Genomic DNA, 20,991 nt, shown 5'->3' with positions numbered 1-20,991 from the left:
TGAAAAGGGCAAGGAGATTAATTCTCCTTGCCCTTCGCATGTGCGGGAGCGGTGTTGCGAGGACGCTGCTCATCGCCCGCATGCCTGCCACGACGCCTTCCGTGCAGACGCCTTCCGAAAATGACAGAGCTTCAGCCGAGCAGGCCGGGGACCAATAACAGAGCCGTCGGCAGGGCCAGCAGCAGCACGCAGACTGCCAGGACGGCGGCGCGCAGGGCGTCCGGAAGCGGGGGCTGGGGTGAGAGCAGGCGGCTGACGCGGGACGCCGTCGTGCCTGCCGAGCCGGTGCCCCCGGTGGCGCCGGGCTGGCTTGGGTCGGCGTCGGGCAGGCCGGGTTCGCCGAATGCCAGGCGCGTCGCCGGGGCCGTCGGGGAGCCGCTGGCCACGATCGCGATTGCCTTGATGAGAGTGGCTTTGCTCTCGGTCTTGAGGGCGACGTCGTCGGCCAGCATTTCGATCAGGGAGTTGACCGAATCCTGGGCCAGCCGAGTGGTGGGGAGCCACGGCAGGGCCTGGCGCCACGCGGCGAAGGCCCACAGCAGGAGGTGGTGGCGCTGGCTCAAATGCGCGTTCTCATGGATCAGTACCGCACGGAGCTCAGCGGGTTCCAGCGCGGCCATGAGCCCGTCGGAGAGCACAGTCACGGAGCGTGCGCCGCCGGGCAGGCAGTAGGCCACGGGGGAGTCCACGTTGAGGACCACCGTTCCCGGCCCGTCGGCGGACGGCGAGGCGAGCAGGTCCAGCAGTTCCCGGTGGCGCCGGCGCTGGCGCTGGATCTTGTAGTAGGTCAGCAGCAGCGTGAAAACGAGATGCGCCGTCAGCAGGGCCGCGGCGGAGAGCGCAAAGATGTGCCAGAAGCCCAGATCCGTGGTGGGGGCATTGTTGAACACCATCCCCGCCAGTGCGCGCAGGCCGGAAAGCAGGTTGTCCCCGACCGGCTCAAGCCCGTAGACGAGCATCGCGCCGATCATGGACAGGCCACCGGCAAGGGCGATCGCCTGCCACAGCAGCATCGCCGTGAAGGGGGAGCGTGCCGGCCACTGGGCACGCGAGAGGAGGATAGGCACCGGCCAGGCCAGTGCTATCGCCAGGACCGCCAGAAAATATGAGGTCCAGAACATCGGGCGCTAGCTGCGGCCCAGCAGCTTGCGCAGGGTTTCTGCCTCGTTGTCCGTGACGGAACCAATGAACCGGGCCAGGACGGCCTCGCGGTCCGGGGCTGAGCCGAGGACCTCGTGCATGAGTTCCGCGGTGTGGTCCGCGCGGCTGGAAACGGCCTGGTAGCGGTGCGGTCGGGTGCCGCGTTCGCGTTCCACGAGGCCCTTCCGCTCGAGGCGGGAGAGCACGGTCAGCACCGTGGTGACCGCGAGGTCCTTGCCCTCGTGGCCGGCGGTGCCGTCCTGGGGGTGGGTGCTCTGTGCGAGGAGATCCCGCAGGGTATTGGCTGTCGCAGCTTCTTGACCTGCCCAGAGCAGGTCCATCACTGCCCGTTCCAGTTCACCGAGACTTGCCATTCCGTACATCCTTCTATGCCTGCCGCACCGGCGTCGTGCTGGGGAAAAGCTGGTGCCTGCCGGGGCGGTGTATGTGAATACGTTGTTATAAATTTACCGTGTTTTGCACATTCTTTCTACATGAAGTAGAACACGGCCGTCCGGCGTGTCGGCCGGCGCGCCGGGCAGCACCGACGGCGGAGGTCCAACGGCGGCTTGCGGCCTCGGATGTCGGCCGCCGGTGTCGGCCCCCCAGTCCGGGGGTGGCCCCCGACGGCGGACCGAGGGTGCCGGGCCCGCCGCCGGAGCGGGGGCTGTCCGGCCCATTGCGGGGTGTGACGCCCCGTGGGAGTCTGGTTTACGACGAAGTGCCGATGTGTTCTACACTCTGTAGAAGTTGTACTTCTACGCGATGTAGAAGTTGCTCGAGCCTAGCTAAAGTAGGGACTGCCTTGGACGCCTTGGAAATCGCACGCTGGCAATTCGGAATCACCACGGTCTACCACTTCATGATGGTGCCGCTCACGATCGGCCTTGGCCTGGTGGTGGCTGTGATCCAGACGCTCTGGTACCGCACCGGCAAGCCGGAGTATCTCCGCATGACCAAGTTCTGGGGCAAGCTCTTCCTGATCAACTTCATCATGGGCGTCGCCACGGGAATCGTGCAGGAATTCCAGTTCGGCATGGCCTGGAGCGAGTACAGCCGCTTTGTCGGCGACGTGTTCGGCGCCCCGCTGGCCATGGAAGCGCTCTTGGCCTTCTTCGTCGAGTCGACATTCCTGGGCCTGTGGATCTTCGGCTGGAAGCAACTCAAGCCCGGCCTCCATCTGGCCTGCCTCTGGATCGCCGTGATCGGTTCCGTCTTCTCGGCGTACTTCATCATCGTGGCCAACAGCTGGATGCAGCACCCGGTCGGCGTGCAAATGGTCAATGGCCGGCCTGTCATGACCGATGCCTGGGCCGTCTTCACGAACAACACCGCCCTTGTTGCCGTGCCCCACACCCTCTTCGGTGCCCTCGCCGTCGCCGGAGCCTTCCTCCTCGGCATCGCCTGGTACCACCTGTGGCGCCGCCGCCACGACGGGATCGACACCATCGGGGCCGACGGCAAAGTGATTCCCGGCGAAGCCCCCGGAATCCCCGGACGGGACCGCAACGACCACACTGTGTGGATCCGCTCGCTGCGCATCGGAGCCGTCGTCGCCATGATTTCCTTTGCGGGCACCGCTGTCACCGGGGACCTGCAGGGCAAGCTCATGTTCGAACAGCAGCCCATGAAGATGGCCGCCGCCGAGGCAGCCTGCCACGACGGCACCGGGTTCTCGGTCCTCAGCGTCGGCAACCTCGGTTCCAAGAACTGCAACGACATTGTCGCTGTGATCGAGGTTCCCGGCATCCTGTCCTTCCTGGCCAAGGGCGACTTCAGCACTGAGGTCAAGGGCGTCAACAGCCTGCTGGACGAGTACAAGGCCAAGTACGGCACCACCCTGCCGGACAACCCCATCTACGGGGACCGCGCGGGCCAGCCCATCCAGTACGTTCCGGTCATGGAAGTCACCTACTGGGGCTTCCGCATGATGATCGGCTTTGGTGGCATCGCCGCCCTCGCGGCCCTCGTGGCCCTCTGGGCCACCCGCAAGGGAACCGTTCCGGCTTCCCGGGGCCTCATGCGCCTGGCGGTGTTCGGCATCCTCGCACCATTCGGCGCCAATGCCGCTGGCTGGATCTTCACCGAGATGGGCCGCCAGCCGTTCGTCGTCGCCCCGAACCCTGACCCCAGCGGCATCGATCAGGTCTTCATGTTCACTGCCGCCGCTGTCTCACCGGGTGTGTCCGCCGGCGAGATCGTGACCTCCCTCGTCGTGCTGACCACCATCTATGCCGTGCTGCTGGTGGTCGAGGTCAAGCTCCTGGTCAAATACATCCGCGGCGGCGTGGCCGCGGCCATGCCGGAACTCGCACACGCTCCGGCGGACGAGTCGGAGGGCGGCACGCCCCCGGGCGGCACACCGGGCAGGCCCGAGGGCGACGACGTCCTGGCGTTCGCCTACTAAGCGCCCGCTCAGCAACCCACCTATTCAGCAACCCCACACGAAGAAGCGCAGAGGATTCTCAGCATGGAACTGCTACCCACCATCTGGTTCATTGCCATCGCGGTGCTGTGGACGGGCTATCTCTTTCTCGAGGGCTTCGACCTCGGCGTCGGCATGCTGATGAAGGGTTTCGCCCGGAACAACACTGAGCGCCGCGTCTTGATCAACACGATCGGCCCGGTCTGGGACGGCAACGAGGTCTGGCTCCTGACCGCCGGGGGTGCCACCTTCGCGGCCTTCCCGCTGTGGTACGCCTCGCTGTTCTCCGCGCTGTACCTGCCGCTCCTGCTGGTCCTCGTGGCGCTCATCTTCCGTGCGGTCGCCTTCGAATACCGCGGCAAGGTGGACAACCCGAAGTGGCGCGCCCGCTGGGACTGGGCCATCTCGGCCGGTTCCTTCGTCGCGGCCTTCGGTGTCGGCGCCGCGCTGGCGCTGACCACCACGGGGCTGCCGATTGATGCCAACGGCGACCGCGTGGGCGGACCGTTCGCCTGGTTCAGCGGTTATGCCGTGCTTGGCGGTCTCGCCGTCGTCGGGTTCTCCCTCCTGCACGGACTCGGGTTCCTGGCGCTGAAGACCGACGGCGAGGTCCGTCACCGGGCGCGGGCGTGGTTCGTCCGGCTCCTGCCCGTACTGCTCCTGCCCATCGCCGGCTGGGCCGTGAGCCTGCAACTGCTCAGCGGCGAGGCCTGGACCATGGCCGCCGTCGTCGCAGCTGTCGTGGCAGCAGTACTCGCCTGGAACTTCGCCCGCAAGGGTGCCGAGGGCCGTGCCTTCATGTCGCTCGGGGCGTTCCTCCTGCTCGGCAGCGCATCCATCTTCGGTGCCGCGTTCCCCGTGGTGATGCCGTCCACCCTGGATCCCGCATTCAACCTGACAGTCACCAACGCCTCGTCCTCGGACTACACCCTGGGCCTGATGAGCATCGTGGCCTGCATCGGGCTGCCACTCGTCCTGGCATACCAGGCCTGGACGTACTGGGTGTTCCGGCGCCGGGTAAGCGCCGCACACATCCCCGAGGCCCACAGCTTCCTGCCCGCGATTGCCGCCAAAGCGCTCGCACCGAAGGACTAACTGCCTGATGAGACCGTTCCCCGCCGGCCCCGCAACCCGTTCCGCGCTCTACCTGCTGGGCCTGCTGGCCGCACTGAAGGCGCTGTCGCTCGTGCTGATGGCGCAGGCTGTCGCATCGATGCTCGCCGGTCTCGCGGCGCATGATCCCGCCTGGGCCGACCAGCTCGTCCTCGGGGTGGCCGGGGCCGTGCTGCGCTCACTGACCGTGTGGGCCCAGTCGGTGGCCTCGCGCCGGGCGGCGCTGGGGGTGAAGGAGGAGCTCCGCTCGCAACTTCTGGAGCGGGCGCTGAGGAGCGGAACACGGTCGGCCGGCCCGGCCGACGGCGGCCTCGCTGTCCTCGCCACCCGGGGGCTGGATGCCCTGGACAACTACTACACCCAGTTTCTGCCCGCGCTGGTGAACTGCGCGGCCATCCCGCTGCTGCTGGGGGCGCGCATCCTGTTCGCCGATTGGATCAGCGCAGTGGTGATCGTGTTGACGGTGCCGTTGGTGCCCCTGTTTATGGTGCTGATTGGACGGTATACCGAGGACCGGGTCCGGGAAGCCCAGTCGGCGCTGGCCCGGCTCTCCGGCCACATGCTCGAACTCGCCAAGGGCCTGCCCGTCCTGGTGGGCCTGGGCCGGGCTACGGCCCAGCGCAAGGCACTCGAGGATATGTCCGAGGAATACCGTTCCCGGACCATGGGGACTTTGCGTACGGCCTTCCTCTCCGCCCTGGCCTTGGAGCTCATCGCGACGATTTCCGTGGCAGTGGTTGCCGTGTTTATCGGCGTCCGGCTGGTGCACGGCGACATGGCGCTTGAGGCCGGACTTCTGGCGCTCATCCTGGCCCCCGACTGCTACCTGCCGCTCCGGGAACTCGGCACTGCACACCACGCGAGCGACGAAGGCCGGGCCGCGCTCGCCGAAACCACCGCGGTCCTCGCGGATCCGGGAGCCTCGCCGCTGATCCCGGCTCCGGCCGCCGGAGCCGCCGCAGGAGCTGAGGGACAGTCCGCTGACCTGACCGCGGCTGGCGTCCCGGCCGGAGGGCCGCCTGCCGTCGCCGTGGACGGGCTGACGGTCCGTTTCGGCGGACGCAGGGAAGCCGCCGTCGGGCCGCTGAGCTTCACCGCAGATGCTGGCCGTATCACGGCCCTTGACGGCCCCAGCGGCGCCGGAAAGAGTACTGTCCTCGGTGTCCTCGCGGGCACCGTCGGGACGGGCGCAAGCACCGTCGTGTCGGGGCGCATCGGAGGATTCACGACGGCGGAGGTCGCCTGGGTGCCACAGCACCCTGTCATGGTGGCACCGACCGTACTGGACGAGGTCCGCCTGTACCTCGGCATTCCCGCCTACGGACCCGACGCCGCCGCGGCCGGCACTCCGGGCAGTGCTGCTACGGCCAGAATGTCCGTGAGGACTCCGGCGGGTACTTCTTCTGCCAATCCTCCGGCTGGTTCGGAGGGCGATGCGGCGGCACTGCGGTGCCTTGCCGCCGTGGCCGCGGAGCATCTGGCGGCCAAACACCCTGCCGAGTTGAGCCCGGGGGAGCTGCGGCGGGTGGCGCTGGCCCGCGGGCTGGCGCGGATCGAAGCCGGCGCCACCGTACTACTCCTGGACGAGCCGACTGCCCACTTGGACCGGAGTTCCGCCTCAGTGGTTACCGGGGCCCTCGCCGGGCTCCGCGGACGCGCCACCGTGCTCCTCGTTGCGCACGACCGGCAGACCCGGGAGCTGGCCGACAGGCTCGTCGCGGTTGCTCCACACGGCGGAGGGCACCGCGGCATTGAGCATACGGATGGCGTGGCGCCGACGGCATCCGCGGGGGGAGACACGGACATGCACGCTGCAGCAATCGTGCCGCCGTCGACCGTCCGTGCTGCGGCGGCAGCGCCTGTTGCGGTATCGGCGTCGACGGCGGCGACTGTGCCGGACCGGAGGACCGTGCCGGCCGCAGCAACCAGCATCGGACGGGCCCCGGTCGCCGAACCGGACCCGATGCGGACCGGAGCGGCGCCCGGGACGCCGGCCGCCCCATCAGCCGAGTCAGCCCCGCACGCCGGCTCGGTCGTGGCCCGGCTGCGCCGGCTGCTGGCACCGGTGGCGGGCCGTTTTGCCGCCGCCGGAGCCGTGGGCACGCTGGCGGCCCTCTTCGCCGTCGCCCTCGCCGGCCTGTCCGGCTGGCTGATCATTCGTGCCAGCGAACAGCCACCCATTCTCTACCTGCTGACGGCGATCGTCGGCGTGCGGTTCTTCGGAGTCGGCCGGGCGGGCCTGCGGTACGGCGAACGGCTGCTCCTGCACGATGCGGTCTTCGCCGCCCTGACCCGGCTCCGGGGCCGGCTTTGGGAATCGCTGAGCCGCCGCGCCCTGTCCTTGCGCCGGCTTCTGCAGGGCGGCAACGTCCTGGGCACGGTGGTGGACGACGTCGACACCCTCCGTGATCTCCTTCCCCGCGTCGTCCTGCCGCCCGTTACCGCTGTCGCTGTCGCCGTGACCGCAGTGGTCGGCATCGGCTTCCTGCTCCCGGCGGCGCTTCCGGCCGTGGCCGCAGCGGCGCTGCTGAGCATTATCGTGGCCCCCGCCCTTGCACTGGCGGCCGACCGTATGTCCGCCGGCACCGAACAGCAGCTCCGCTCCGGCGTGCTCCGAGACGTCGCCGCCGCCCTGGACGCCCGCGCAGAACTCCACGCCAACGGAGTGACCGCTCCCGTGCTGGGTGCGATCAGCAGGGCCGACCGGTCCGCGACCGGAGCATCGCAGCGGTCGGCCTGGGCGGAAGGCCTCGGCCAGTCGCTGACGGTTATGGCCTGTACCGGCGCAGCGCTGGCCAGCGCCGTATTGGCCGCCCCGCTGGTCCTTAGCGGCGCGGTCGAACCGGCGACGGTCGCCGTCGTCGTGCTCGTGCAACTCGCCTTGGTGGACCCCTACGCGGCCATCACAACGGGCGTGCGGCAGTTCCCGGCGCTGCGCGCCGTGTTGCGGCGCATCAGCGAGGCAGGAGTCCTGGACGCGGGGGCTGACAGCGGACCGGAAGGCGGCGAAGTCGCCGACGGCGGGCTGGTTCCTAGGGCGGCACGGCCCGACGGGGAGCCCGGGATCGAGCTGGTTGAACTCGAAGCCGGGTGGCCTGGCGGCGGCAACGTCTTTACCGGGCTCACGGCCGCGGCCGGCCCGGGACGGTGGCTTGCCGTCACTGGCGCATCCGGATCAGGCAAGTCCACGCTGCTCGCTGTGACCCTGGGTTTCCTCCCGGCAGCCAGTGGCCACCTGTTTTTGACCGGCCGCGCGGCCTGGTGCCCGCAGGAGGCCCATCTGTTCGACTCCACCATCCGGGGCAACCTTCTGTTGGCGCGGCCAGGGGCGGCTGTGGAGACAGAGTCCGGCCGCGGCAACACGTTTGGAGATGCCGCGCGGGGCCGGGAAGCCGCCGCGCCCTCAGGAGGCGCCGCGGCCGCCGGCGGCGGAGCGCCAGCCGGAAGTGACGAGCAGATGCGGGCTGCGCTCGACGCCGTGGGGCTCGGACCGGTGCTGGCCCGGCTTGAGGACGGCCTGGACACCCGGATCGGACCGGGCGGGGCGTTCCTCAGCGGCGGGGAACGCCAGCGCTTGGCCGTCGCACGGACGCTCATGACCGGGGCCGATGTCATCCTGCTCGATGAACCGACGGCGCACCTCGACGCGGAGGCCGGACGGCTCATGCTGGCCGAGTTGCGGGACGGCCTGAAGGACCGCACAGTGGTCCTCGTAACGCACAACCCGGACGATATCGATGTCGCTGATATCCGTCTGGACCTCGACGCCGCGGCTGCCCTTGGCAAGAATCCGGCCGCGGCGGCGGTGCTGGCGCGGGGGTAGGGAGCCCGTTAGCCTGTTGCCATGAACCGACAAGGCGATACCCTGGCCCCGCTAGATTCCCGGCTGGTTTGGCGGGCGGCAGAACAGCAGGACCTCGATGAGTGGGCCGGACTGATCGCCCGGACCGCCGCCGTGGAGCAGCCCGTCTGGTTCGAGCGCCGCGCCGATCTGGAGCAGATCCTGGAGTCGAAGAACAACCCGGTGGCGGCGAACACCATCCTCGGGTTCGATCCGCAGGGCATTGACCGGGCGTACGCCAGGGTCACCAAGAACCGCGACGGGGATAAGGCGACAGGGTCCGGTTGCGTGGATCCTGCGTGGCAGGGGAGTGGAATCGGCACCGAGCTGTTGGGCTGGATGGAACAGCGGACCAGGGAGCGCTTCGTGGAGGATGCTGCAGCGGCAGGCGGCGTGGCGGAGGCCGGAGCGGTGGAGCCGCATCCGAGGCTGCGGCTCTACATGGAGGAGAAACATCAACACCAGGCGGCTTTGTTCGCGGGCTCCGGCTACACCATTGTCCGCTACTACAACGAGATGCACCGGCCACTGAACCAGGCCTTGCCCGATGGTGTCCTGGACCCCGGACTGGAGCTCCTGACCTTCGGGCCAGCGCTCCACGAGCCCGTGCGGCTGGCGCACAATGACGCATTTCGGGACCACTGGGGCAGCGAGCCCCGGGACGAAGAGGGATGGGGTTTTGTGGTGAACGATCCGCAGGCCCGGCCGGACCTCAGCGGCGTCGTGCTTGAGCGTTCCACGGGAACGGTGGCGGGCTACCAGTTGGCCACCTACGACGCCGAGGGCGCCTTGGCCCGTGGCTACCGCGAGGGGTACACGGAGCTGCTGGGAGTGCGGCGGGATTTCCGCGGCCGTGGCATCGCGCAGGTCCTCCTGGCGGATGCCATGCGCCGCTTTGCCGCGGCCGGAATGGACGTGGCCTCCTTGGACGTCGATTCAGAAAACCCCACCGGAGCCCTCGCGCTGTACCTCAAGATGGGCTATTCGGCAGTCAACCGCAGCATGGCGTGGGACAAGGATCTGTAGTCGGCCGTGGGTTAGGGGGCGTCTGCTCGGGGGACTGCACTTGGGGCCCAGCTAGCGGACCGCGGTGCCAGCGCTAACCGTCGAGGGGCTAACCGTCCACATCGTGGAGGTGATGGACGACGTCGTGCAGGAAGTACTGCGCAAAGGTCAGGACCGTGAATACTGAGCCGTTGCTCCGGGTCCCCTTGCGGTCCCAGTCCTCCTCCGTGACGCGGGCGAAGGACGCAGCAATCTGCTCGCCCTCGGCGGTCAGTTCGGCGCCGACTTCGGCAGGATCGGCGTTGGCGTAGTCCTGTTCGATGGCTGTCCGGTCTTGGTCCCAGTCATCGAACCGGGCGTCGTCCTCGCCCAGCATGAGCGCCAAACGGTGATCGAAGAGTGTGAAGACGTCCCGGACGTGGCAGCCGTACTCGAGAACGGACCAGGTGGCCTCATCGGGCCGCTCCGCCGCGTCCGGCCGGCGGAGGGCGGCGCGCCACCGCGGGAGCATGGTGGTGATGATCCCTGGCACAGTGGCCGGGGTCGCAACGGAGGCATCGAAACCACACTCGGGGCAGGGCCGCGACAGGACCCAAGTCCAGTCCTTGGTATCCGGGATGATAGGCATTCCAGCAGTGTAAGTGCATTTGTGCCGTCGGGCATCCCTGTCACGTGCGGCATCCCGAAGCCTTGCAGCCTCCGGGGCAAAGCTCGGAAGAATCGCGACCCACTCGCGGAAGCCACTCACGGGGTTGGAATTTGGGTTCGCGCTAAGAATGTCAGACCCCCGGAGGAGACTGGTTTCATGGAAGCCGCCAGGGATTTCATTCCGTTCGGGGACGACGGGCAGGGCACGGATCGGTGCGCCGGTCGCGCTGCAGGCTGCGGCGCGGATCCCGGCACGGACCGCGGCGCAGGCGGCGGTTCGGGTCCGGCCGGGTGGTCGGGTGTGGATGTTGCCCTGGCCGCGTTGGAGGCTGTGGGGTCGACGGCGGTTCAGGATGCGGCGTTGTGGGATTTCCGGGCCGCGTCGGACTTCGCCGGGCGTGTGGAGGAGCTCTCGCGCCGGGCGGAGTTTTTGCAGCTGGTGGCGGCCGGTGCGGTGGACCGGACCAGGACGCAGTCCGCGGCGGCGGCCGCGAAGACGGGCACGTCGTGGACGACGGGCTGGCGCGACGACGCCCCCGGAACCGCGGCCGCCAGTGGCGCACCGTCCGGTACGGTGAGTGGTGCTGTGGCCGATGACGTGATCGACGGCGGGAGCGACGGCGTGCCCGGTTCCGCGGCTTCGCCCGACGCGCTCACGGGCGTGACAGCGCCCGGTGCAGTGGCTTCGCCCGATGCGCTGACCGGGGAGGGTGTGCCGTGGGATGCGGCCGGTGACGCGGCGGTGGTCGATGACGGGTACCGGAACACGGCGGAGTTCCTGCGGGCGCGGCTGCGGATCAGCGCGCCGGAGGCCAAGCGCCGGCTCGCCCTCGCCGGGGGTCTGTTGCCCCGCCGGGGACTCACCGGCCAGCCCGTCCCGGCCGTGCACGCGGAACTGGGTGCGGCGGTCGCGGCCGGGCAGGTCGCGTCCCGGGCCGCGACGATCATCACGGCGGCGCTGGAGAAGGTCCGGCACGTCTGTGACGCCGGGGCCCTGGGGCGGATGGAGCACGCCCTGACGCGCACGGCCGCGGAGAACGACGCGGACTTCCTGGCCCGGGTGGCCCGGGCCTGGGCGGATGCGCTGGATCAGGACGGCGCCGAGCCCTCCGAGGAGCTGCTGCGCCAGCTTCAGGGCGCCTTCATCCGGCGCCCGCGCCACGGACTGCACCATCTTGAGATTTTCGCGACCACCGAACAGTTCGAGTACCTCCTCACCGTCATGAACACCGGCACCAACCCCCGCACCACGGACACCGCCGGCACGACAAACGCCGCCGGGACCACGAATACTGCCCGGGCCGCCGTTGAGGGCGCGCCCGCGTCTGAGGGCTCCGCCACAGGTGGCGCTGCGGCCTCTGGCGGTTGGGCCGCCGAGCCTGCCGGCACGGCTTTCGCCGTGGGGTGGGCTCCCAGTGCGCCCGCCGGCGAGTGGCCGGCCACGAATGCCGGCGCCGGCGTGCCGACCTGTAATGCCCGGGCCGTCGGCGTGTCGACTCACGCGGATGTCCAGGCTCCCGCCCCGGTGACTCATGCCGTTCCGGACGATGACCCTGCCGGAGCGGGGCAGCCGGTGTGCGAGGAGGATCCGGGGGCGGCGGGGCTGGATCCCCGGTCCCGGCCCCAGCGGCTGCTCGACGGCCTGGTCGGTGCCTGCGGGATCGCCCTCGCGACCGGGGGCCTGCCCGCCGCGGGCGGGCTCCGCCCCCAGGTCATGGTCACCATCGACTACCGCGACCTGCTGGCCCGGCTCGGCACCACCACCGACCGCACTGCCGCCGGTGAGGCAAGCACGGCCTGCGCGGCGGGCGAAGCCGGCGCGGCGGGCGAAGCCGGTGAGGCCGCCGGCCAGAGCGGCCCGGCAGAAGCTCAGGAAACGGCCGGTGCGGCGTTCCGGCCCGCGGGAGCGGTGCGGGAAACGGGATCGCTGCTGTTCACCGGACCCGTCACCGCCTCCACCATCCGGAAGATCGCCTGCGACGCCGACATCATCCCCGTCCTGCTCGGGGGTGAGGGACGGATCCTGGACATCGGCCGGGCCTCCCGGCTCTTCCCGCCCCACCTCCGCAAAGCCCTCATCGCCCGGGACCTCGGCTGCGCCTTCCCCGGCTGCACCATCCCCGCACCCTGGTGCGAAGCCCACCACATCACGTACTGGTCCCGCGGCGGGACCACGGGCACGGAGAACGGAACCCTGCTCTGCTCCCATCACCATCACCTGATCCACAAGGAGGCGTGGACCATCCGGATCCGGACCGGGATTCCCTGGTTCATCCCGCCACCCCACATCGACCCCGGCCAGAAGCCCCGCCGCAACCACTACTTCACACCCGCCCGACCCGCCCGGGCCGCATAACCGCAACCCGGACAGAGACGGCATGATCGCGGCGATGATGCCAGCCGTGTAATCACGGACCCGGCAATGACGGCAGCGCCCGCTGCCGTTCGCGGTGGCCACGGCCCCATGACGGCGACCCGGTTGGCGACGGCGGCTCCTCATGACGCCCGCACAACCGAGTCCCGCCCGGTGGCCAGGGATCCTCACCACGGCCGCATGACGGCGGCTCGAGCAGTTTAATGAAACGGCCCCCGGGCGCGCTCGGTGGACGGGGCGAGCCGCTGGCAGTCACCGGAAATCCTGCTTCAGTTTCACGGGTACGCGCGGCGCCCGGAGGAGTAAAATTCCTTCCGGGGGGCGGGCCTGGAAAGAGAATAGCCATGCTCAAGGATCAGCAAGTCGGCGCTGTGCTACCGGCGGCGGATATCGCCCGTGCACGGGGTTTCTACCGCGACAAGCTCGGGCTTGAACCCGACAACCCGGATGCCGAGGACAACCTGCAGTACACGTGCGGCGGCGGAACCCGGTTCCTCCTGTACCAAACGCCTAACGCCGGCACCGCCAAGAACACGCAGATCGGCTGGATGGTCGACGACCTGCCGGCTGCCGTTGCGGAACTCCGGGCCAATGGAATCGTCTTCGAGGAATACGACTTCCCGGGCCTGAAAACCGAGGACGGAATTGCCACCACTCCGGACGGGAGTTCGGCCGCATGGTTCCTGGACACCGAGGGCAACATCTTGAGCCTCAACCACATGGCGTAGCCCCTACTCCACGGAACCTTGGAATGGCGCCTGCGGAAAGAGAGATTGCCGGACGCCAATCCTTCAGGTCAATCCTTCACACCGGGTCCGGCGACGGCGCCCGAGCTTATGGATCGGACGTAAAGCCCGATTGTAAGGAGCGAGCACAAAGCCCGGTCGGGCCGCGGTTTCGCGGCCCGCCCGGGGTATGTGTGGTCAGACGGCTACACCTCTGTCACGGACTGCTGACATGCGGACTACGAAACCACGGCCCTCGGAAACTGCGCGCACCTTGCGAACCAAGACGGCTACGCGTCCGTCCCGCCCGGGGTCCCGGCGGAGGCCGCAGGCACGGCCCCGGCCTCCGGTTCCTCGGACCACGCCATGCTGGGGCCAATGGCGTCGATGGCCTGGGACAGGGGGATTCCGGAACCGTCGCGGCGGCCGTGCTCGCCCGGGAGGGAGCGCGCCACGCCCGCCGAAGAGGAAGCCTTGGCGGGACCGTGGCCGGCCCAGCCGAGGAGCAGCGTGTCCTCGCCCTTGAGGAAGCGGTGGGCCCGCACTCCGGCCGTGGCCCGGCCCTTGGCCGGGTATTCGGCCAGCGCGGTGACCTTGGCAGCCCCGGGGGCGGTGCCCGGCAGGGCCCCTTCGGTCCCAGCAATGGTCACGACTACGGCGGCGGCGTCGGCGGCGTTGGCGGTCCCGAAGAACAGAACCCGGTCCCCGGCGGCCAGCTTGATTCCGGCCATGCCGCCTGCGGTCCGGCCCTGCGGGCGGACCGCGGAAGCACTGAAGCGCAGCAGTTGGGCCTGGCGCGTGATGAAGACGAGGTCGTCGTCGTCGGACCCGGCGGACGTAACACCCACCACGGTGTCCTTGTCCTTGAGCGCGATCACTTCCCAGTCCTCGCGATTCAGCGGATAGTCCGGCTGCACCCGCTTGACTACGCCCTGGGCGGTTCCGATTGCGAGGATCTGGTCCAGGGGAACGAAAGCCACAAGCGACTCACCCTTGAGGAGGGTGATGAAGTCCTTGGCCGGTACGCCGCCAGCCATGTTCGGAGTGCCCGACGTCGGCGGGAGCACGGGCATGTCCATGACCTGAAGGCGCAGCATGCGTCCCTGCGACGTCACGGCCGCGATCTCGCCGCGGGCCGATGTCTTGACCACGGAGGAGAAAACGTCATGCCGGGTCCGGGGGCCTGCCTCGGCCAGGCTTTCCTGGTTGGACGTGCGAGCGATCTGACCGGACGCCGTGAGGATGGCCCAGCAGGGATCGTCCGCGATCTCCAGCGCCAGCGGCGCCGCCTTGCCCTTGGCCCCGGTGACGGCGCCCGCGGCGCCCGCGGCGGCCGCGACGGTGGGGGAGACGGCCTCGGATTCCAGCAGCACTGTCCGCCGCGGGGTGCCGTACTTCTCCGCGATCTCGCCGAGTTCGTCTGAGACGAGGCCACGCAGCAGCGCGGGGGAGCCCAGGATGGCCTCGAGCTCGGCGATTTCCCGGCGGAGCTCCTCCTGCTCCTTCTCCAATTCGATCCGCGAGTACTTGGTCAGCTGCCGCAGCCGCAGTTCCAGGATGTAGTTGGCCTGGATCTCGGTGAGGTCGTAGATGGACATCAGCCGGGTCCGGGCCGCGGCAACCTCGTCGGAGGAGCGGATGATCTGGATGACCTCGTCAATGTCAACGATCGCGATCAGGAGGCCCTCGACCAGGTGCAGGCGGTCCTTCTTCTTGCCCAGCCGGAAGGCCGTGCGGCGGCGTACAACGTTAATCCGGTGGTCCACATAGACCGAGAGCAGCTGCAGCAGCCCGAGGGTCTGGGGCTGCCCGTCCACGAGCGTGACGTTGTTGATGCCGAAGGAGTCTTCCATCGGGGTGTAGCGGTAGAGCTGCTGGAGCACCGCATTGGGATTGAAGCCGTTCTTGAGCTCAATGACCAGGCGCAGGCCGTGCTTGCGGTCCGTGAGGTCCACGATGTCGCTGATGCCGGTGAGCTTCTTGCCGTTGACGGCGTCCTTGATCTTCTCGATCACCTTCTCCGGCCCCACCATGTAGGGCAGTTCCGTGACCACCAGGCCGGTGCGGCGGGCCGAGAGTTGCTCGATCTCCACCTTGGCTCGGGTCTTGAAGGAGCCGCGGCCCGTGGCGTAGGCGTCGCGGATGCCGTCCAGGCCAACGATCCGGCCGCCCGTGGGCAGGTCCGGGCCGGGGACGAACTTCATGATGTCCTCGAGCGTGGCGTCCGGGTTTTCGATCAGGTGCCGCGCGGCGGCGATGACCTCCACGAGGTTGTGCGGGGCCATGTTCGTGGCCATGCCGACGGCGATGCCCGTGGCGCCGTTGACCAGCAGGTTGGGGAACGCGGCCGGGAGTACGTCCGGCTGGGTCAGCTGGTTGTCGTAGTTCGGAACGAAATCGACGACGTCCTCGTCGAGGTGGTCCGTGAGGGTCAGGGCCGCAGCCGCCAGCCGGGCCTCCGTGTAGCGGGGCGCGGCCGGGCCGTCGTCGAGCGAGCCGAAGTTGCCATGTCCGTCGATCAGCGGCAGCCGCAGGGAGAAGTCCTGCGCCATGCGGACCATGGCGTCGTAGATCGCCGCGTCGCCGTGGGGGTGCAGCTTGCCCATGACCTCGCCCACGACGCGGGCGCTCTTGACGTGGCCCCGGTCCGGGCGCAGCCCCATGTCGCTCATCATGTACAGGATGCGGCGCTGCACGGGCTTCAAGCCGTCGCGGGCGTCCGGGAGGGCCCGCGAGTAGATCACCGAATAGGCGTATTCGAGGAACGAGCCTTCCATCTCGGACGTGACATCAATATCGACGATGTTCTCTACGAATGTTCCTGCGGAATCTTGGCTGGCGTCCCCTGCCGGGGGCGTGGTTTGGCGGCGTGCCATGGGGCTGGTGGGTCCTTCTGAGGGGGTGCTGAACGGGTACTGCGTAAGTTTATGACTAGGCTAAGCCTATGGTGGATCAGCCCTCGGACGGCGTATATCCGGAATATTGGGAAGCCGATGTTGTCCTGCGCGACGGCGGCACAGCACATTTGCGCCCCATCCACCCCTCCGATGCGGACGCGGTCCAGGCCTTCCACGTGGGCCAGTCCCAGAAGTCCATCTACATGCGCTTCTTCGCCTTCAAGTCCCGGCTGACCGGCAAGGAACTCAAGCGCTTCACCGAGGTGGACTATAAGGACCGGGTTGCCCTGGTGATCACCATCGGCGGCGAGATCCTGGGCATCGGCCGTTACGACCGGCTCAACGACCCGGAGGAAGCCGAGGTCGCCTTCAACATCGCCGACGCCCACCAGGGCCGCGGGATCGGCTCGATCCTGCTTGAACACCTCGCGGCCGCCGCCCGCGAAAACGGGATCCGCAAGTTCAGCGCCGAAGTGCTCCCGGAAAACCGCAAGATGCTCATGGTGTTCTCCGACGCCGGCTATGACGTCAAACGGCACTTTGACGACGGCGTGGTCAGCCTCGAGTTCAACATCGATCCCACGGACAAATCCCGGGCCGTGATGGAATCCCGCGAGCACCGCGCCGAGGCCCGCAGCATCCAGGAACTGCTGGCCCCGTCCTCCGTGGCCGTGATCGGGGCGAGCCGCAAATGGGGAACCGTGGGCTACCAGTTGCTTGAGCACATCATCGAAGGCGGGTTCCACGGCCCGGTGTACGCCATCAACCCGGAGGCCCTGGAACTGGCGGGCATGCTGTCCTTCGCCCGGCTCTCTGAGGTGCCGGGTCCGGTCAAGCTCGCCATCATCGCGGTCCCGTATGACGAAGTCCCCAAGGTCGTCGAGGAATGCGGCGCCGCCGGCGTGAAGGGAATCGTGGTCGCCACCGCCGGGTACGCGGACGACGGCGAACGCGGACTGGCCCGCCAGCGCGAACTCGTGCGGCAGGCCCGCGCCAACGGCATGCGCGTGATCGGGCCGGCCTCGCTGGGCATCGTCAACACCAACCCGGCCGTGTCCCTCAACGCCTCGATGGCGCCCGCGCTGGCCCGCCGCGGCGGCCTGGGGCTCTTCAGCCAGTCGGCCGCCATCGGCGTAGCCCTCTACGCCGCCTCCAGCCGCCGCAGGGTGGGCATCTCGACCTTCCTCTCCGCCGGCAACCGCGCCGACGTCTCCGGCAACGACCTGATGCAGTACTGGGAGGACGACGCCGACACCACGGCGGTGGGGCTGTATCTGGAATCGATCGGCAACCCGCGCAAGTTTTCCCGGCTGGCGCGACGCCTGGCCCGGACCAAACCCGTGATTGTGGCCAAGTCCGACGCCATGGGCTTGAACTTGCCGCCCGGGCACGCCGTCCGCACCACGCAGGCGCCCCCTGAAGCCCTGGACGCCATGATGCGGCAGGCCGGCGTGATCCGGGTCGAGACCATCGAAGAACTCATGGACGTCGCCCAGATCGTGTCCAGCCAGCCGCTGCCGAAGGGTCCCGGCATCGCGGTCTTCAGCAATTCGCGCGCCCTCGGCAAAGTGGTGGCGGACAGCGCCGCCGGGCAGGGTCTCGGTGTGGACCGGATCGTCGCCGACGTCGACCTCGACGCCGGCATGTCCCGCGCGCTGCCGGCCTTGCGTCGGAGCCTGCAGGAAACGCTGACGTCGGACACGGTGCACGCGGTGGTGGTGGCGCTGCTTCCGGCGCGCGGCCTCACTGTCGAAAAAATCGCCGGTGTGCTGGCGGAATGTTCCGCGGCTGCCGGCAAGCCCGTGGTTGCCGCGTTTAGCGGAATCCTTGATCCTTCCATTTACGTGGAGGGCATGGTCGGCGCCGAGCCGGAGCAGCCACAGCAGGCTCTGCTCACTCCGCCGGTACCCTGCTATTCCAACCCCGGCACGGCGGTGGCGGCACTGGCCGCCGTCGTGCGCTATGCCCAGTGGCTGGACCGGGACCAAGGCCTGTTCGTGGAACCCGAAGGCTGCCACCCGGACGCCGCCCGGGAAGAGCTGGAACAGCTGCTGCACAACGTGGGCGGGGAGCAGCTGGTCCGGCTGGACCAAGACACGGCCGCGCGGCTGCTGGGCCACTACGGCATCCGGGTGGTCCCGTCTGTCGGGTTCGAGACGGTGGAGGAGGCCGTGGCGGCGGCCGAGCGTCTCGGCTGGCCGGTGGTGCTGAAGACCACGGATCCGGCCTTGCGGCACCGGCTGGACCTTGGAGGCGTGAGGCTGGACATACATGACGCCGATTCGATGCGGCGCAACGTGCTGGAGATGCGGAAATCGCTGGAACGGTACGGCTCGCCGTCCCTGGAAGTGCAGACGATGGTGCCGGTGGGGCAGGCCTGCACCTTCCGTGCCATCGAGGATCCGTTGCTGGGGCCGGTGATCTCCTTCGGCCTGGCCGGCGACGCCGTGAACCTGCTCGACGACTGGGCCCACCGCGTGCCGCCGCTTTCCGGCTCCGACGTCCACGACTTCGTCCGGGCGCCCCGGGCCTCGAGGAAACTGTTCGGGTACCAGGGCCTTCCCGCCGTCGACGTTGCGGCGCTGGAGGACCTCGCCGCCCGGCTTACACGGCTCAAGGACAACCATCCTGAGGTCGCGCTGGTGCACTTCAACCCCGTCCTCGCCGGGCCCGACGGCGCGTCCATCCTGGCCGCCGACGTCAGGATCGCCAACGCCGCCCAACGGACGGACACCGCGCGCCGCGCAATGCGCAGTTAGGCCCCCGCCCCCATCCCCGAAGCCCCTGTTCCGGACCGCGCAGTTAGCAAGTCCCCAGCCGATCTGTGAAAATGGAGACCATGAGCTCCCAGCCTCCAACACCCAAACCCCTGGCGACTGCCCCCGGACGCCAGACCGCGCACCACCATGGCCTCCATGACCACAGCGCGCAGGGCCAGAGCCTGGAAGGGTCCCTCCAGCAGGCCGGGTTCTACCCGCGACTCGTGGCGGACGTTGTCGCCGATGCCTTGGACGGCCGCGATTGCGTGGCACACCTGGTGCACCTCGAGACGCACTTCGACCGTGCCGAGGTCCGCCGCCACATCACAGTCCTGGTGTTGACGGAGGACATGCTGGTCATCACCCATGTTGACGACCAGCAGCTTGACGAAGCCGGCGAGCAGACCGTCGCCCAGGTCTCCACCGAGTCCGTCCCCGTGACACAGATCCGCTCGGTGGTCCTCAGCTACGTCTACGCCCAGCCGCAGGACTACAAGCCCTCTGACCCGGTCCGTGAGCTGACGCTGTCCATTGCCTGGTCCGGCGGCCAGCGCCTGGACATGGGGCCGGCCAGCTGCGGGGACCCGCAGTGCGAGGCCGATCACGGCTACAGCGGCACCATCGCGCAGGAGGACATCGTCCTGCGGATCAGCGCCGAGGCCGACGGCCTGCAGGCCGTGCAGGATGCCAAGCTCTTCGCGCGCGCCCTTCGTGCCGTCAACACCGGCTCCGCGGCACCGGTCCCGCACACCGGGCCCGGTCTGCCGCCCCGACCGCGGATGGGCGTGTTCGGAAACCGCCTCAGCCGCGGTCACCAGCGCTGACATGGCTCACGTCCGTGAGCCAGAGGCTGCCCCGGTGACGGCCGCCGCCGGGTCCTCCCCGCTCCCGCCGGCCCCCGCATTTGGTCACCGCTCGATCGCCGAGGTCCTGACAAGTGCCGCGGCCAGCCTGGGGGTCCCGGGTTTCGAGAACAAACTGCACCTGCCGCCGGCCCAACGAGTCTGCGTGGTGCTGGCCGACGGTCTGGGACGCAACCTGCTGAAGCAAAAGACCGCGCACACGCCGTTCTTGCGCTCGGTCCTTCAGGCCGGGCAGGGCAGCGTCCCGGTGTCACTGGACTCGGCGTTCCCGTCCACCACCGCGGCGTCCCTTGCCAGCTTTGGGACCGGGCTCCCGGCCGGCCAGCACGGCATGGTCGGCTACGACGTCCTCGACCCCGACCAGGACCGGGTAGTGAACATGCTCGGCAACTGGGACGCCGGCGTCGACCCGCAGACCTGGCAGCCGTTCCCCACCGTATTTGAAAGGGCTGCCGACCACGTCGACGTCACGACGGTCAGCCTCCCGCAGTTCAGCACCTCGGCCATGACCCAGGCTGCGCTCCGCGGCGGACGATTCGTCACCGGCATCACCTCACACGCCCGCACCGGCGCGGCGGCCGAGGCTATGGCCGGCGCCGGGCCTTCGCTGATGTACTTCTACGTCAACGAGCTGGACAAGGCCGGGCACCGCTACGGCTGCCAGTCACCGCAGTGGGAACACCAGCTCGAGGAGCTCGATGCCACCGTGCGCCGGCTCAACGCCACTTTGCCGCCCGGAACCACCGTTCTGCTCACGGCGGACCACGGCATGGTCGATGTCCCGGAGTCGCAGCGGATCGACTATTCCGCGGATCCGGCGCTCATCGCCGGAGTGCGGCACACCGCCGGCGAGCCGCGGATGGTTCACCTGTACCTTGAGGACGGAACGGACGACGTCGCCCGTGCACGCCTGCTGGAAAGCTGGCGGTCCCGCTTCGGGGACAGAATCTGGGCCTTCACCCGTGAGGAAGCGATCGCAGGCGGGTTGTTCGGTGACGTGCGCGCGGAAGCGGCCCTGCGAATCGGGCACGTCATGATCGCGGCCCGGGATTCGCTGGCGCTCTACGATACGCGCCGGGTCCGGCCCACGGCCCTGGAAGTCGTAGGCCAGCACGGGTCCCTTACCAAGGCCGAACGGGAAGTTCCGCTGCTGTGCTTCAAGGCCGACGGTAAGAAGGCGCCCCGCCGCTAAAGCACCGCG

13 protein-coding genes are annotated in these 20,991 nt (G+C 69.0%); 9 read left to right on the top strand and 4 right to left on the bottom strand.

Annotation, left to right across the window (positions count from 1 at the left end; genetic code table 11):
• Nucleotides 1-131: 131 nt before the first annotated feature.
• Nucleotides 132-1,121: a M56 family metallopeptidase gene (locus tag C9424_RS17750; RefSeq protein ID WP_116768199.1), complete on the bottom strand. Its 990-nt coding sequence runs from the start codon at nucleotides 1,119-1,121 to the stop codon at nucleotides 132-134.
• 6 nt (nucleotides 1,122-1,127) lie between these two features.
• Nucleotides 1,128-1,514, bottom strand: coding sequence for a BlaI/MecI/CopY family transcriptional regulator (locus C9424_RS17745; RefSeq protein ID WP_091256503.1), 387 nt, complete (start codon nucleotides 1,512-1,514; stop codon nucleotides 1,128-1,130).
• Nucleotides 1,515-1,945: 431 nt separating this feature from the next.
• Here C9424_RS17745 and C9424_RS17740 point away from each other — a divergent pair, with 431 nt between their 5' ends.
• The 4 genes from C9424_RS17740 (at nucleotide 1,946) to C9424_RS17725 (ending at nucleotide 9,545) form a co-directional block, all read left to right on the top strand.
• Nucleotides 1,946-3,547, top strand: a complete 1,602-nt coding sequence (locus C9424_RS17740; protein WP_116768198.1) for a cytochrome ubiquinol oxidase subunit I — start codon at nucleotides 1,946-1,948, stop codon at nucleotides 3,545-3,547.
• 63 nt (nucleotides 3,548-3,610) lie between these two features.
• Nucleotides 3,611-4,660 (top strand): cytochrome d ubiquinol oxidase subunit II, encoded by a 1,050-nt coding sequence (gene cydB, locus C9424_RS17735; RefSeq protein WP_091256506.1) that lies wholly within the window; start codon nucleotides 3,611-3,613, stop codon nucleotides 4,658-4,660.
• A gap of 7 nt (nucleotides 4,661-4,667) precedes the next feature.
• On the top strand, nucleotides 4,668-8,501 hold the full coding sequence (gene cydD, locus C9424_RS17730) for a thiol reductant ABC exporter subunit CydD (protein ID WP_116768197.1): 3,834 nt from the start codon (nucleotides 4,668-4,670) through the stop codon (nucleotides 8,499-8,501).
• 21 nt (nucleotides 8,502-8,522) lie between these two features.
• A complete protein-coding gene (locus tag C9424_RS17725; RefSeq protein ID WP_116768196.1) occupies nucleotides 8,523-9,545 on the top strand; it encodes a GNAT family N-acetyltransferase in 1,023 nt (340 codons plus the stop codon).
• Between the two features lie 88 nt (nucleotides 9,546-9,633).
• Here C9424_RS17725 and C9424_RS17720 read toward each other — a convergent pair whose 3' ends face one another.
• On the bottom strand, nucleotides 9,634-10,152 hold the full coding sequence (locus C9424_RS17720) for a DinB family protein (protein ID WP_116768195.1): 519 nt from the start codon (nucleotides 10,150-10,152) through the stop codon (nucleotides 9,634-9,636).
• Between the two features lie 177 nt (nucleotides 10,153-10,329).
• Here C9424_RS17720 and C9424_RS21975 point away from each other — a divergent pair, with 177 nt between their 5' ends.
• Entirely contained in the window at nucleotides 10,330-12,528 is a 2,199-nt protein-coding gene (locus C9424_RS21975; protein ID WP_237563536.1) for an HNH endonuclease signature motif containing protein, read from the top strand.
• A 362-nt stretch (nucleotides 12,529-12,890) separates the two neighbouring features.
• On the top strand, nucleotides 12,891-13,274 hold the full coding sequence (locus tag C9424_RS17705; RefSeq protein ID WP_116768194.1) for a VOC family protein: 384 nt from the start codon (nucleotides 12,891-12,893) through the stop codon (nucleotides 13,272-13,274).
• Nucleotides 13,275-13,561: 287 nt separating this feature from the next.
• On the opposite strand, the gene C9424_RS17700 is transcribed toward C9424_RS17705, so the two are convergent.
• The gene (locus C9424_RS17700) at nucleotides 13,562-16,147 is read right to left on the bottom strand and encodes a DNA gyrase/topoisomerase IV subunit A (RefSeq protein ID WP_202615916.1); all 2,586 of its coding nucleotides are present in this window, start codon (nucleotides 16,145-16,147) and stop codon (nucleotides 13,562-13,564) included.
• A 68-nt stretch (nucleotides 16,148-16,215) separates the two neighbouring features.
• Here C9424_RS17700 and C9424_RS17695 point away from each other — a divergent pair, with 68 nt between their 5' ends.
• From C9424_RS17695 to C9424_RS17685, 3 genes are all read left to right on the top strand, one after another.
• Complete coding sequence (locus tag C9424_RS17695) at nucleotides 16,216-18,927, top strand: bifunctional acetate--CoA ligase family protein/GNAT family N-acetyltransferase (protein WP_116768193.1); 2,712 nt, start codon at nucleotides 16,216-16,218, stop codon at nucleotides 18,925-18,927.
• Between the two features lie 80 nt (nucleotides 18,928-19,007).
• Nucleotides 19,008-19,751 (top strand): DUF5998 family protein, encoded by a 744-nt coding sequence (locus C9424_RS17690; protein ID WP_091255674.1) that lies wholly within the window; start codon nucleotides 19,008-19,010, stop codon nucleotides 19,749-19,751.
• A 1-nt stretch (nucleotide 19,752) separates the two neighbouring features.
• Nucleotides 19,753-20,982, top strand: coding sequence for an alkaline phosphatase family protein (locus tag C9424_RS17685; protein WP_116768192.1), 1,230 nt, complete (start codon nucleotides 19,753-19,755; stop codon nucleotides 20,980-20,982).
• The last annotated feature ends 9 nt before the right edge of the window (nucleotides 20,983-20,991 follow it).

The sequence above is a fragment of the Arthrobacter sp. H-02-3 genome (assembly GCF_003097355.1).
Lineage (GTDB): Bacteria > Actinomycetota > Actinomycetes > Actinomycetales > Micrococcaceae > Arthrobacter > Arthrobacter humicola.
Note: the sequence above shows the minus strand (reverse complement) of the source record. Positions and strands in the feature narration are given on the sequence as shown.

Coding starts and splice junctions, on each gene's coding strand:
- C9424_RS17725 (WP_116768196.1), top strand. CDS start 8,523: ATGAACCGACAAGGCGATACCCTGGCCCCGCTAGATTCCCGGCTGGTT.
- C9424_RS17705 (WP_116768194.1), top strand. CDS start 12,891: ATGCTCAAGGATCAGCAAGTCGGCGCTGTGCTACCGGCGGCGGATATC.
- C9424_RS21975 (WP_237563536.1), top strand. CDS start 10,330: ATGGAAGCCGCCAGGGATTTCATTCCGTTCGGGGACGACGGGCAGGGC.
- C9424_RS17720 (WP_116768195.1), bottom strand. CDS start 10,152: ATGCCTATCATCCCGGATACCAAGGACTGGACTTGGGTCCTGTCGCGG.
- cydD (WP_116768197.1), top strand. CDS start 4,668: ATGAGACCGTTCCCCGCCGGCCCCGCAACCCGTTCCGCGCTCTACCTG.
- C9424_RS17695 (WP_116768193.1), top strand. CDS start 16,216: ATGGTGGATCAGCCCTCGGACGGCGTATATCCGGAATATTGGGAAGCC.
- C9424_RS17685 (WP_116768192.1), top strand. CDS start 19,753: ATGGCTCACGTCCGTGAGCCAGAGGCTGCCCCGGTGACGGCCGCCGCC.
- cydB (WP_091256506.1), top strand. CDS start 3,611: ATGGAACTGCTACCCACCATCTGGTTCATTGCCATCGCGGTGCTGTGG.
- C9424_RS17700 (WP_202615916.1), bottom strand. CDS start 16,147: ATGGCACGCCGCCAAACCACGCCCCCGGCAGGGGACGCCAGCCAAGAT.
- C9424_RS17690 (WP_091255674.1), top strand. CDS start 19,008: ATGAGCTCCCAGCCTCCAACACCCAAACCCCTGGCGACTGCCCCCGGA.
- C9424_RS17750 (WP_116768199.1), bottom strand. CDS start 1,121: ATGTTCTGGACCTCATATTTTCTGGCGGTCCTGGCGATAGCACTGGCC.
- C9424_RS17745 (WP_091256503.1), bottom strand. CDS start 1,514: ATGGCAAGTCTCGGTGAACTGGAACGGGCAGTGATGGACCTGCTCTGG.